The following is a 13,555-nucleotide window of genomic DNA, read 5'->3' on the forward strand; positions in this document are numbered from 1 at the left end:
TCCATACTGGCGGCTGTGTCCAATGCCTAGACCCGGCATGTGGATGGAGTCGGTGTGGATAAAGCTGTGGACAACCTGTTAGTTAAATGTGAATAAAGGAGGTAAGAGGCTTGGAGACAACTGAAGCCGCAACTGAGGAAAAGAAAAAGCGTGTAAAGCCATTGTGGTACCGACAAACGATTCGTCGGTTTACGACATACACCCAGGACAAACTTCGTCTGCAGATACTTATAGAGCAGCTTGAGCACGAATTTCCCAGTAATACGGCTCAGATTAGCCTAAGCCCCGGACGCTCCATTGGAATGACAGGGGATCAGACAGGTAGCTATGCCAACAGGAGAGTGGAGCTTGAAACGGAGATTCGGGAGCTGAGGCATAAGATCCATGAGGTTGATATGATTCTTGGCTCTCTGGGGAAAACGGAGAGAGCGCTGATCGATCTTAAGTATATGCAGCGGTTCAATAAGGATTTCTGGATAGCCGGGGAAATTGGGATGGCCGTGAGGTCGTATTATCGGCTGAAGGATGAGCTTATTATTTTGGCTGCGCAGATGTTTGGGTATGTGAAGAGGGAGCAGATTAGTTTTGAGGAGTTGGGGTGGTGATTTTAAAGAAATTAATTTGATCAGACAGGAAAATGTATTTGCTTGTTGAAACTCTGTAGAAATAGTAATTTTATTAATGCATATACAGTTGTTTTAAAATGAAATTTTAGTTGAGTTTTTAGAATGAGAGTTGGAGAATGATAAAATTTTTAATTCTAATTATTATATTCATTTTGTATCTATTTTTTGAACGAAAATGGCGGTATTTTTTCGAGTCTTCATTAAGTAGAGAAAATATTGGGACGTTTGATAAGAAGTTTTTGTCGGTGACTCAAAAAGTAGCTAATATATTTTAAAATAGGATATGGGCATCAAATATAATATTTATTTTAGGCGTTGTTTTAGGGATTGCATTAATGGTAATTGACTTTTATATAATTTCACCAGGAAGATTTTTGTTTGGAGTGGGAGTAATCTTATGTGTGCTATCAACTTTTACTTCTGCCTGTATTTCAGGAGACACTTGGATTATTAAATTATATTATTGGACGAAAACTAAAAGTAAAAATATAGGTTATGTTATATTGAAAGGTCTTGTGTATGAGTTTTTTATCATAGGTCATTCTGTGGCCTTTATAATTGTGGTTTGGTATATAGTAATACAAATTGCGGGTGATTCACCTTCGCCAATGAATCTAAGAATTGTTTTTATACCCTTCCTTTGTTTGCAGCATTTTGGGTATATCTGTGGGATAATGCCTTTCAAATTAATATCCGAAGATTAATAATGTATGTAATAGTTGCATTAGCTTATTTAATTTTAAAGGATCCATATTCTCAAATTCAAGAACAGTCATTAGAACAAAGAATGAATAACATGTTTTTAGATATTTCAGTAGTAATTTTTATTACATTCGATAGACTTGGAAAAACTGTTCATGACTTAATCAAAGAAGCGAAGAGTAAGATTGAAAGTAAATCAGAGTAAATTGTTTTTCTAAAGTGTTTTTTGGCAGTAATTTGGCATAAACCTGTCAGTGTTTAAGCTTTAATCTGTGGTACTATGGTAGAAAGAGAGCCGTCCGAACGGGGCGGCTTTTGTATTATATATGAGAAATATTTAATATCAAAGGCTTAACAATTATGCAGGAATATATTTCCTTTTTGTCGAATGAATTTTCAGATAAAAAAGGAGGGAGGACAAAAGTTAGGATGAGAAAGATATTTGATACTATCAAGGAACTATTTAGGAATAAAATATTTGTATCAGCTACAAAAGTAATTGTTGGCTTCTTTCTTAGCTCAATATGTACGCTGTTGTTCTACGATCAATTTATGAAACCTGTTAATTGGCTTAAAGCTGCAGTTAGTCAATTTGAAGTTAATATGCCATCAGGTTCTGAAATAACTTGGGGAGATAGGATAATAATAAACGCAAAGCATCCAGATGATGTAGAATATGTTCAGTATAATTGGGATCAAGATATTTCCATAAAGGAATACAATCATGTCGTTGAAGTGGAATTTCCTGAAGAGATAGGAGAACATGTCCTTAATTTTCATCTAGTTGATAAACAAGGAAAGCATAAAAGCTATAATTCGGTGAATTACAGATTTAATGAAGTTTTGAATGCACCGAGACTAATACTTTCTCAAGTAAAAGACCAATATTATCCTTTCGAGGTTATTACTTTACAAGCTATAGATAAAGATGGAGTTCACCATATAGGCTATGCGTGGGATAGAGAGGAAACAACACCAATATATGGTGAACTTGCACATGTTCAAGTTCCGAACTTCATAGGACCTCATAAACTGCTTTATTATGCGAAGGATGAAAATAGCAATTCGAGTAAATGGAAAATTTTAAAGGTTAACGTTATCCCTTTGCCGAGTGCAAATGAATAATTCTAGTCGTTATATAAATATTATTTAATCGAAAGAGCCTTCAGGCTCTTTTTCTATTTCCTCAAAGGCGGTGATGCAATTAGCTAAGCCAGCTTTTATATGTGTCGGATTTACTTAGATAGGTAAAGGGATCGCAGCCAATTGCGGGAACTGCGGCAACTATGATGGGATAATTTGTCTTGTAAAGGATGAGCTCAATGAGTTGTATGAGGAGAGTTCCAGCTTTAAAGCGATTGACCGACTGATGCGGACGAATAAAGGCATATCGGGCACAATGTTCTAGCCCAGGCAATAACACCTAGGCTAAAACTTGTTAAAATAATAATCTGCTGCGGCAAGGTTGTGGCGGTGGCGTTAAGATTGGTCTCAGAAATAAAAATAGTCCTCCAATAATTATAAGCAGTAAGATAATAATTATTGGCAATGCCACACAAAGCATATACTTCACCTCTTTATCTTAGATTCCCATAAGATTGAGAGGTTTCTTGATTTATACTATGCAGCATGTCCATAAAGTGTTCATTGGATGATACGAGAGAACAAAGGTGTGAGGGTTGAGTTGTGGCGTTAAAAAAGAGACCAGCTTCTTCTGTCTTAAAATTTTTATATTCCTTTCATTAATCTTTTTTATATTTTTTTTGGTTTAAATAAACAATAAATCACAATTAAAAGATTAATAATTGCCGTTATCAGTCTGATTATCTCATTTTAGATCTATTTGGCATTTAAGTGGAGAAGTCAATAACTCGACTAATGCGGGAGTAATAAGGTGATTTAAGTCCTTCGTTATTAATTATTATTTTCTATTTACTTCACATTTTTTGTGTTTTCGGCTAGGAATGCATTTTTTATCAGGAGAATACCTTGATTATTTGGTCCTGAGATAATTTTTACCCGATAAAGAACTTTTTTGTTGGTAAAAGGACAAAGCAGCTTCGAACTGAATCGAAACTGCTTTAATTTATAGATCCCTGTTATTTATTTTTATTTTATAATTGTATCCTGTTTCAGATTTTGAGAAAATGTACTATTTAGGCACATTTCCCCGCCATCTGGCTTGGCTACCTGATAATTACAACTACGACAATGATGGTGATGCGTAGCTTTAATTTCATGGATAGTAACCAAGCTATCAAGGACACAATTCTCCTAATCATAGCGTTGCGACCTCCTTATTCAGTTTTGAAAGATCATTTAACCATTTATACTAACATTATTTGATTTTCAGAAGTTGTAATATATGGCAAAGGAGCAACATGGATATGCGGATACAAAAAAGCAGCCGGTTAAGGCTGCTGAAATTATTATATTCCTTTTGTTTAGTTACTGAATACCAAGTTGATCTTTTAAAGCACTTTGTAGGACTTGGGAGAAGTTTATACCCTCGCGTTCTGCCATAATATTAAGCCATTGCGGAATTGTAAGGGTTTTCTTAATTGCCTTGTTATCGTTAAATTTTCGATATTCAAGGGTATCAGCGCTAATCAAAGTCACAAAAGAACCATGTTCAGGCTTAATGCTATCAGGTGAAGAAGGTGATGGAATGATTTCTTTAGACTCTTCTAGATCATAGAGACGCAAGCATAATACATCTTGTGCCATTTCATAAGCATCATGCAAGTTATCACCTTGAGTATAGCAACCTTCGATGTCCGGAAATTTCACAAAATAAGATCCATTGGATTCTAAGGTGAATATCGCTGGATATAAATAATTGGTCATTGAGGTTCTACTCCTTTCATTTTTATATTCTATCTATTTATCGGGATGTGGGGTTTATTTCAACCCCGCATCCTTGAGTATACTGTCTAGTGTTCCGTCCGCTAATTCTGTCTTGTGTCTAGGTACTGGGAAGGACTTTCCGGTGATTGGACTGTAGTATATATCGTGTCTCTTTCCCCGGCGTTTGAGAGTTATTTTGTTTTGACTTAGTAGTTTAAGTAGTTCGCCGGTTTTCATGTTATCCCCTCCTTCTAAGTACATTATAACACGTATTAACACGTGTGTAAAGAGGGGTTTTCTAATTTCGTTAAACATTTTCTGAGGGCTAGAGTAGACTATTTTTATTTTTGGTTTATGTCAGTGGATGTAAATAAAGGTGTGAGGGTAGAGTGAATCCCTGTAACCAAGATGAAGTTGGAAGGTGGGTACAAAGCCTAATCGACAGTAACAATATTCATGCTTTTTATGTCTCTAGCTATTGGCTGCGACTAAGGGCAGAAGTTTTGCTTGAATTTAAGAATGAATGCCGGCATTGCAAAGCGCGAGGTTTTTATAAGCGAGCTGACACGGTTCACCATGTTCAGTACGTTAGGCGGTATCCAAGGTTAGCTCTGAGCAAGGTCTACATTTTTGAGGGCAAAGAATACAAGAATCTGATACCTCTTTGCCACAATTGTCATGAAGAGGTGCATGGGTATCGGCAAAAGAAAAAGAAGAAACCTTTGACGGAGGAGAGATGGTAGGCGACATGAAGAATCTAGAAAAGTTTAGAGATACATTATGCGGTGCAGCCGACATCATTGATAAGCTTATTGAATTAAAAGCTAAAGAGGATGAAGGGAAAATATTGAAAAGGAATGTGAATCCATACTTGGCAGGTTCATGATTAAGATGATAGAGCTGCAGGCGCTTCAAGGAAAATTGTAGAGTACCCCCCGTCTGAAAAAATTGTAAATTAATTTTCGGGGTGTTGACTCGGTAGGGTCATAGACAGTCTGCCTAGGCTTACGCGCGTGAGGGGTGGTGGGGGGGTGATTTGGCCGCAAATGCAAAAACTAAGAAATACCTAAACTCGGAGTTGTATGCTGAAGTAAAAAATGATTTATTAAACCAGCTTGAGCGAAATGGAACTTTTGGCAAATACTAAACAGATCTCGTTGGTGACTACATGGATATGTGGGTTACTAAATGCCTCCTAGTTGAGGATATCCAGCGCCGTGGCGTAACAATAAAATACGACAACGGTGGGGGGCCAGAAGGGTATAAAGAAGAATGATAGTATTGAACAACGTATTAAAATCAATGCTCAAATGCTGAAACTCTTAGCAGAGTTAGGGATCAAGCCGGCGCAATCTGGCGGTGAGGATGATGACCTCTAAGATCAATCCGCATACCCTCCAATACATCGAAGCTGTAGAAAGCGGAACCATTGAAGCCTGTGAAGAGCAACACTTATTAGTTGCCCACGTAAGGTCATGTTTCCATAACGAGGACATATATGTCGATGATGAACAGCTGGAAAACTATTTAGGCCTAATAAAGTATTTTCCTTATGATCAACTATTTGATTGGGAAGAATTCGTTTTCGCTTTACACTGCTGTACTTATAAAGCCAATGGGCTGCCGCGTTGGCCAGATTTATTTTTGCTTATTGGTCGGGGAGCAGGCAAGGATGGATATATTGCCTTTGAAGGCTTTGCTTTATCATCTAAATATAACGGTATCAAACATTATGACGTTGATATCTGTGCCAATAGTGAACTTCAAGCTAAGGCTCCCTTTGATGATATCTACGGAGTGCTGGAAGAACCGAAAACACTAAGAAGCTAAAAAGACATTTTTACTGGAACAAAGAAGAAATCATTAACACCAAAACAAAATCAAAGATAAAATACCGGACGAATAATCCAAAAGGAAAAGATGGATTACGTTCCGGTGTTGTTGTTTTTAATGAAATTCACCAATACGAAGATTATGCAAACATCAATGTCTTTACAACCGGCTTAGGGAAAAAGCCTCATCCTCGAAGAACCTATGCCACAACAAATGGCGATGTTAGAGGTGGACCATTAGATCACCTCGTCGACAGGGGTGAGTATGAGGACTGGAAACTCAATCCTGCGCAATTCAGCGCTTTCATGACGAAGCGCATGAATATTCCTGATGGTAATAAGGAAATCCAGGTGACTTCATGGGATAACATCAGGCATCTTGCGGTGAGGTTCCTGATCTAACCGGGAGAACAGGAGTCGTCGGGATTGACTATGCCAGCATAACAGACTTTGCGAGTGCCGGAATACTCATTCGGGTAGGAGAGATTAGATACTGGATCACCCATTCTTGGGTATGTACACAGTCTTTAGATCTTCCAAGAATTAAGGCTCTTTTAAGGGAATGGGAAAAGCAGGGCTTGCTAACATTCGTTGATGATGCAGAAATTAGTCCGGATTTAATTTCTAGTTGGATCACTGACCAGGCAATTAAGTATAATCTGGCAAAACTTGCATTATAACTTTGCTGACATCGTTTTGCCGCGAAGAGGGCCTTTCAACTAAAACCATAGAAAGGAGGAACTAGTTTTGGAGCCAACAACCTTAACCCTTCCCGCCATTAATATTGTACCCTATCTTAATATGTTTACCAGTTGGTTAACCGAAAACCTGCCTACCCTGCTTAGTGCTGCCGGTGGAATCGCCCTTGTCGGCTTCGCCTTCCGCAAAGCCAAAAGCTTCCTCTTTGGCTAAGCCAAACCCACAACCCCAGGAAATTTAATAAAAGTGCGTAGACGTTGCCCAAGCGTTTATGCACTTTTGTGTATAAAGGAGCTTAAGGATGTGAAGAAAAAACTATTATCTAGTTTTTTAATTGCCTTGATTCTTGTATCAAGTGTTTTTGGACCAGTAAAAACGGCTGATGCGTCTTTGCCTAATGCCGCTATTAAATTAGCGAAACCACTTTTGGCAAGATTAATTACATTAGTGGCTGCAGGGTTAAATGTTTCATCAATTACCAGTGCTGAGGATATAGCAGGTAGATATTATGAATCAGGTATCACTGCTCCTAGTTGGGATGCCGAGGGCAATTTGACGATTGATCTACAAGCCATAGATAATGCACAAAATTGGCTAAACGCAACATATCCTGGACTCCCTGCAACGATTAAAGTCGATGGGGGGTTGTCCTATATTGGACAAACATTACCTGCGTTTGAAGAATATACACCTATTAGTTCGCCAAGAACGTTATTCCATGATCAAAATTTCAGTGCTGATGGATTGTATCAAATTAACATATTAAACTTTGGAGCTATTACAACATGGATGGATTATGAGTCAGGATCGGGAGGACCTGGCAGTTATAATTTTCCTCCTATACCTAATGGATTAACCCATTATATTATTGCCGGCAGTACAAGTGTACCTGCACAATATCAAAATCCATATTCTTTAGTATTGATAACTATGGTTACACCTGCGGATAAATATTATAAAAATGGAAGTACCTTATTTGGAATTTCTTCAGAAGCATATGATAGATATTATTTAGATGCAAACAATAATTGGGTATATTTGGATCATTCAAATAGTACAAGTAATGCTTTAAAAAATTTTGACGGTGTAATATACGAATCAACTGAACCAGTGTATGCTGATACTTCTTTAACAACTTTAATTGCACCGACTCCTCCTCCTTCCGAACCGGGGCATGAAAATGACTGTGTTATGACGATAAGTGATGGTGAAACATTAGATTATTATGATCTTAATTTATCTATGTATTCAGCCTTTGCACAATGGGGTTACCCTGGTGGATCTAGTAATTTGGTTTATCCTTATAGTGATTATTTAGGTCTGTATAATTAGATGAGATGGAATATAGAGAGTAGCCCTAGTATAGTAGAACCAGGAAAAAAAGATCTTACTATTTGGCCAAGCTTTCATGATCTAGCAGGCATTTGGACTGAATATGACCATTTTTGGCCTTTTACCTTTGAAGCGACATCAGGAACAAATATAAATCTAACGATTGATGCTTCTCCCATGAGTACAATACAAGCACAAATGCAGTATTTTGGATCATATCCCAAAACGGATTTAATCATAGGTCCAGCGGCTACAGAAACAGTCATAACGGGAGAGCCAACAAATTGGAATCAAATAAATGATATCGTAGCAAATCCTGTTGAAACGACCGAACCACCACCAGAAGAAGAGCCAACAGAGATATTAGGATTTTTAGCAAGTTTTTTCACATGGTTTAATCAAGTTTGGACCTGGTTAAATACCTTTTGGAATTGGGTCCAAACATTGCCGACACTTATTGCAAGCGCGATTAATACAGGACTAATAGCTCTACTTGTACCGACAGATTTAACCCCGATAAAAGAAGACTTCTCAGCAGTCAATGAAGCCTTCGCCAATGCATTCCCATTTTCTATAGCAGCCGACTTACACGGGCTATTCTTCCCGCCTGACGGTGGCCTTCAATATCCCTGTATAGGGTACACCATGACGGACCCTGACCAAGTATCACGGTATCATGTAGTCTTTGATTTTGGGGATATTCCTTCTGGTCATAAGGCCATGTCAGATAAATTAAGGCATATATTAACCCTTGGTCTATGGCTTGGTTTTGAAGTAGGAATTTTAGCAATGGCATTAAAAAGGGGAGGTAAGATATCGTGATTATAGCTTCTATAATTTCACTACTTTGTGGATTCCTAATTTGGTTTGCGGAACTCTTACCTCAGTATCATCTTTTTGAGGTGGGATCACTCTTTGATTCAGTGAGTCAAGTATGGGAGCAAGCCTATTCCTGGTCGGGGGTTATTCCAATAGGAACCATATTGAATATATTCCAAACAGCCCTAGCCATGCTAACCGTCTTCATCGTCTACTCAACCTTCATGCTCGTCATTAACCTAATTCGAGGGAGTGGAGCCTAACATGAGCAAAACCAATCACCGAGCCAAAAAAGTCGAAGGACTCATAGGAATTGTCGGCATCCCCGGGAAAGGAAAAACCTACTTCCTGCAAAAACTGGCCTTACAATACAAAGCCAAAGGCTATCTAGTAGTCTTAGGGAATTGCCAATGGACCTTAGAAGGAGCTATCCATTTTAACACAGAAGAAGAACTCTTAGGAATCTACCTGGACCCAGTGACCTATGATGAGCGTCTAGCTGTCTTTGTGGATGAAGCCCAAGCCTTATGGCCTTCGAGAGAATGGTCCAAAACAAAGAAAGACATTCGCGACTGGTTTGCTATGTTTCGGCATGGTGGTGTCGTTGCTTTTTATTACACGACTCAATCTCTAGGTGATATAGAACTTATGATTAGAGCAAAGACACAATTCATTTGGTCATGCGGCTATATTTGGGGACTTAAATTGTTCCACCATACTATGTATGCAAAGGCTGAATTTGAAAAGCAGGATAATGGTCAGACTATAAAACCTTTTGTTTATGCACGTAATTGGTTTTTCGCCAGGGATTTGAAGACGAATTATAATACTTATGCATGTTATGAGCGTATTAAGAAATTAGGACAACAGAATCAACAAATCTCAAAGTTGTTAAACGAAAATTCCGCGCGAGACTGCTCGCATGAGCATCCGCGCGGAATTTCATTAATACGAAGTTTTTGTTCATTCATTAAGAACATTATATGTATTAGATGAATCGCATGATCTAAAAAGAGCTGTATTGTGTTTCGTAAAGAGAATTAAAAAGCTAAAATGGTAGCTTTAGACCTATGTAACGGGCTTGTTCACATATTTTCTCTAGTCTTATTTCCAAGTCAGAATCTTTATGCCAGTACTCTTCAATTTCCCTAATCTTCTGATAATAACCCATTAGCGAATTAATTGCGTAGGATATTTGATGAGGCTGGAGCAAAGGGAAATTTGTTCTTTCATCAAAAAAGTGGTTTCTTAGACTTAAATCCCATTGGATTCTTCTTATGAACTTAAATCGCTTTGCATCCAGGGATACATAGCTATTTAAAATATATCTCTGAAGTTTATCGCGAAGGGTTAGAAAGGATTCTTTTAAGTATTGATGTCGGGGAATAAAATAGTCATGTGCAACCTTATTCTCGATATTAATTGAATCCGTCCAGAATGTTGGTGTTGAATTTATGGCTTTTGTAATTTCGTGAGTTAGTTCTAGGCCATTTGATTTAAAATTAAATAAATCTATGTTTAATGCTAAAATCGCATTTCTCATAAAGTCTTCAAATATTAAAGTTAGTTGCTTATCAAAGACGAAAATGTTATTGGCATTTTTTTTGCGCTCGTATTCTATGCGAAGGAAATCGATTAGGTAAACGGTAACTATTATATTGAACAGGCCCGAAATGTAACCTTTTAGTTCATCATATATGTTGAATTTCCAACTAGTAGATAACAAACCACCTATGATTATTGAGCATAATAATCCAATATACCAAATGTCTCGAAAACGTTTATAAAATCTTGTTATTAGCCGGAGTATTTGACGCTTTTTTAGCAATAGCTTGACCCAATAGAATTCGACGAATAGCCGAATTCTTCGTTGGACTAATTTTATCGTTTTGAACATTTTACCTCCTCCTATTTCATTAAAGCCTTTAATAAGAGATATGTTCGACAAAACGACAACAAAACCTGCACATTTTGGCGTTTTTATTAAGTGTCAAGATATCTCATATCATAAAAAGTATATAATTACTTCATAGGTGTAGTATAATTTTTGTTGACTATTTTATATTTTTTAGTGTTAACAAAGGAAAAAGAAAAAAGGCCCGAAGGCCTTGTGTTTCTAAGTGGTGCGGTCGAGAGGACTTGAACCTCCATGCCCTTGCGAGCACTAGAACCTGAATCTAGCGCGTCTGCCAGTTCCGCCACGACCGCGTGACATTGATTATTATATGAGAAGATGGATAGTTTGTCAATAATTTTTTGACTAATTATTCTATGAGAGATTATCTATGATAGAATATTAAATTATACTTGTTACTGAAAGGCTCCAGCATGAATCATGCTAGGGCCTTTCGTATGGGAGCACGAAAAGAAGAAAATTCGAATTAGCTCCAAGGTTATGAATTAGCTCCAAGGCTATATAGGTAGGGAGGAGAATAGGGTAATGAGTATTGAGGTTTTCTTAGGGATTTACGTTCTCTGGAATAGTTTTGTCTTTATGACGATGGGAAGAGATAAACGCCGGGCTAAAAGGCACCAATGGAGGATACCAGAAGCAAGATTGCTCCTCATGGGAGCCGCTTTGGGGGGAGTTGGCCTTTATGCCGGAATGAAGTATTTTCATCATAAGACCAGTCATTCAAAGTTTATAATTGGTGCGCCCCTCCTAATTGCGGTCAATCTCTTAATGATTGGCTTTTTTTACTACGTTGGAAATTATCGGCTGGTGATTTTTTAATCTTCTCTCAAAATGATAATTCCTTAGAAGGATATTTATCATTCTGAATCGAATATGAAAATAATCAGGTAAAAGAAAACTAATTGTCATATTAACAGACTTTGTGAGAAATAATAGCGTTAATGGGGGTAACCTAATGGTTGAACTTATGGCCGTTAAAGATTATGCACAGCAGATAGCTGAAGCAATTGCTACTGTTGTGAAAATCGATGTTGAAGTAGCGGATCATAATCTGATGCGTATCGCTGGAACAGGCAGGTATCACAAAGGGGTAGGGCTATCCATGGATCGCCAAGGGTACGTGTATCAGGAAGTTTTGCGGACCGGACACCAATTTGTCATAGAAACCCCAGGGAACCATCCTCTTTGCTCCCCATGTAAAGCAAGAGGAAATTGTTCGGAGAAATACGAAGTCGTTTCTCCTATCAATGTTGATGATAAGTCGGTTGGAGTGATTGGGCTTATTTGTTTTACTGAGGCTCAGGCTAAACTCATTGAGGAAAACCAACAGTCTTATCTTATTTTCTTAACTAAAATGGCGGAAACTATTGCCTTGAAAATGAAGGAGCAAGAGTTTTTGGCGGGTCTCGTTTCAGCGAACCATTATCTTAATTCGATTATCGACTGCCTGGATGAAGGGTTGATAACGGTCGATCTCGATGGAAATGTCCTTCATTATAATCAAGCTGCCAAGCGCTTGTTCAGCACCAATTTGCTTACCCCGAGAAGTCATCTGAAAAGCTTATTCTCTGCACAGATTGTCTCAGATATCCTTGGAGTAGGTAATAATGCGGATCAAGTCATCGAGCGGGAAGTGCATGTAGAAACCAAGAAAAATCGTGTTCAGATGATTTTGCGAGCGTTGCCTATAGATGGTGAAAAGGGAGTGAAGAGTATTGGTGTAACCCTGCGCCCACTTGATGAAATTGGCCGAATTGTGCACCGGCTTTCTTTACAAGACGCGGGATATACCATTGATGATATTTTAGGCGTCAGTGAATCAATAGCTCAGGTTCGCGAACGGGCCCAAGCGGTTGCTGAAAGTAAATCGACGGTTTTAATTCGCGGAGAAAGTGGGACGGGAAAAGAAATGTTAGCTCGTTCGATTCATAATCTGAGTTCCAGGCAGCAAGGCATGTTTATGGCGATTAATTGTACGGCCATTCCGGAAGCTTTGCTGGAGAGTGAGCTCTTTGGGTATGAGGAAGGTGCCTTTACCGGAGCGCGCAAAGGAGGGAAAATCGGGAAGATTGAATTAGCTAATAAAGGAACACTTTTTCTCGACGAAATAGGGGATATGCCTTTGTTTTTGCAGGCTAAAATTCTACGGGTACTTCAGGAGAGACAAGTTGAACGCATTGGCGGAATAGCCCCAATCCCTGTTGATGTCCGGGTTATTGCGGCGACACATCGGAACCTTGAGCAGATGATGGCTAAAGGAGAGTTTCGCCAGGATCTTTATTATCGAATCAATGTCATTCCTATGGATATTAAACCTTTACGTGATCGAAAAGAAGATTTGCAGATTTTGTGTGAACACTTTATTAAGGGGTTCAATCAACAGCTCGATAAAACTATTCAATTGATGTCGGAGGGATTTCGAAAACACCTTTACGAATATAGTTGGCCAGGCAATGTCCGTGAATTGCAAAACGTGATTGAATACGCAATGAATTTGGCAGTAGGAACCACCTTATCTGAAGAGCATCTATCTCCAAGACTAAAGAATATTGAAATCCGAGATGATTTGGATAAGTTTAACTTGGAAAAAGTTGAGCGTGAGACGATTCTGAGTTGTTATCGAACGTTCGGAGCAGGTGTGCAAGGTAAAGAAAGGGCTGCTAAGGCTTTGGGAATCGGAATAGCGACCCTTTATCGAAAACTTGCACGGTATAACATTGAATAATGGTATTATCAAAACGATAGTATCATATTAAAATGATATTTGTATTATCATTATGATA

General features: G+C 38.2%; 13 protein-coding genes, 1 tRNA gene and 1 pseudogene. 11 read left to right on the top strand and 4 right to left on the bottom strand.

Translation table 11 applies throughout. The features are described from left to right. The first annotated feature begins 110 nt into the window (after positions 1–110). Entirely contained in the window at positions 111–605 is a 495-nt protein-coding gene (locus DESYODRAFT_RS06185) for an ArpU family phage packaging/lysis transcriptional regulator (RefSeq protein ID WP_007780817.1), read from the top strand. Positions 606–1,757: 1,152 nt separating this feature from the next. Beyond that, positions 1,758–2,453, top strand: coding sequence for a hypothetical protein (locus DESYODRAFT_RS06200; RefSeq protein WP_007780820.1), 696 nt, complete (start codon positions 1,758–1,760; stop codon positions 2,451–2,453). A 1,323-nt stretch (positions 2,454–3,776) separates the two neighbouring features. Here DESYODRAFT_RS06200 and DESYODRAFT_RS06205 read toward each other — a convergent pair. Together DESYODRAFT_RS06205 and DESYODRAFT_RS06210 are read right to left on the bottom strand one after the other, a co-directional pair. Then, complete coding sequence (locus DESYODRAFT_RS06205; protein ID WP_007780824.1) at positions 3,777–4,175, bottom strand: type II toxin-antitoxin system HicB family antitoxin; 399 nt, start codon at positions 4,173–4,175, stop codon at positions 3,777–3,779. 54 nt (positions 4,176–4,229) lie between these two features. Continuing rightward, on the bottom strand, positions 4,230–4,490 hold the full coding sequence (locus DESYODRAFT_RS06210; RefSeq protein WP_345788209.1) for a type II toxin-antitoxin system HicA family toxin: 261 nt from the start codon (positions 4,488–4,490) through the stop codon (positions 4,230–4,232). A 433-nt stretch (positions 4,491–4,923) separates the two neighbouring features. Here DESYODRAFT_RS06210 and DESYODRAFT_RS27940 point away from each other — a divergent pair, with 433 nt between their 5' ends. From DESYODRAFT_RS27940 to DESYODRAFT_RS06245, 7 genes and pseudogenes are all read left to right on the top strand, one after another. Beyond that, complete coding sequence (locus tag DESYODRAFT_RS27940) at positions 4,924–5,061, top strand: hypothetical protein (RefSeq protein ID WP_157137115.1); 138 nt, start codon at positions 4,924–4,926, stop codon at positions 5,059–5,061. A 479-nt stretch (positions 5,062–5,540) separates the two neighbouring features. Then, the gene (locus DESYODRAFT_RS26515) at positions 5,541–6,005 is read left to right on the top strand and encodes a hypothetical protein (RefSeq protein ID WP_157137116.1); all 465 of its coding nucleotides are present in this window, start codon (positions 5,541–5,543) and stop codon (positions 6,003–6,005) included. 26 nt (positions 6,006–6,031) lie between these two features. After that, positions 6,032–6,409, top strand: a pseudogene (locus DESYODRAFT_RS29840) (terminase large subunit domain-containing protein); the annotation flags it as partial. A gap of 345 nt (positions 6,410–6,754) precedes the next feature. After that, on the top strand, positions 6,755–6,919 hold the full coding sequence (locus DESYODRAFT_RS27950; RefSeq protein ID WP_007780834.1) for a hypothetical protein: 165 nt from the start codon (positions 6,755–6,757) through the stop codon (positions 6,917–6,919). A 90-nt stretch (positions 6,920–7,009) separates the two neighbouring features. Next, on the top strand, positions 7,010–8,038 hold the full coding sequence (locus tag DESYODRAFT_RS06230; RefSeq protein ID WP_007780836.1) for a hypothetical protein: 1,029 nt from the start codon (positions 7,010–7,012) through the stop codon (positions 8,036–8,038). After that, the gene (locus DESYODRAFT_RS06235) at positions 8,039–8,860 is read left to right on the top strand and encodes a hypothetical protein (RefSeq protein WP_007780839.1); all 822 of its coding nucleotides are present in this window, start codon (positions 8,039–8,041) and stop codon (positions 8,858–8,860) included. It begins immediately after the preceding gene. Positions 8,861–9,121: 261 nt separating this feature from the next. Then, positions 9,122–9,853 (top strand): zonular occludens toxin domain-containing protein, encoded by a 732-nt coding sequence (locus tag DESYODRAFT_RS06245; protein ID WP_007780842.1) that lies wholly within the window; start codon positions 9,122–9,124, stop codon positions 9,851–9,853. 52 nt (positions 9,854–9,905) lie between these two features. On the opposite strand, the gene DESYODRAFT_RS28615 is transcribed toward DESYODRAFT_RS06245, so the two are convergent. After that, entirely contained in the window at positions 9,906–10,754 is an 849-nt protein-coding gene (locus DESYODRAFT_RS28615) for a hypothetical protein (RefSeq protein ID WP_007780844.1), read from the bottom strand. A 224-nt stretch (positions 10,755–10,978) separates the two neighbouring features. Next, positions 10,979–11,065 (bottom strand) — tRNA-Leu (locus tag DESYODRAFT_RS06255). Between the two features lie 232 nt (positions 11,066–11,297). Here DESYODRAFT_RS06255 and DESYODRAFT_RS06260 point away from each other — a divergent pair. Beyond that, positions 11,298–11,591 carry a DUF1294 domain-containing protein gene (locus DESYODRAFT_RS06260; protein WP_007780846.1) on the top strand — a complete coding sequence of 98 codons (294 nt, stop codon included), beginning with the start codon at positions 11,298–11,300 and terminating at the stop codon, positions 11,589–11,591. A gap of 136 nt (positions 11,592–11,727) precedes the next feature. Then, a complete protein-coding gene (locus DESYODRAFT_RS06265; RefSeq protein ID WP_007780848.1) occupies positions 11,728–13,497 on the top strand; it encodes a sigma-54 interaction domain-containing protein in 1,770 nt (589 codons plus the stop codon). Positions 13,498–13,555: the final 58 nt, after the last annotated feature.

The organism is Desulfosporosinus youngiae DSM 17734 (assembly GCF_000244895.1).
GTDB classification, from domain to species: Bacteria; Bacillota; Desulfitobacteriia; order Desulfitobacteriales; family Desulfitobacteriaceae; genus Desulfosporosinus; species Desulfosporosinus youngiae.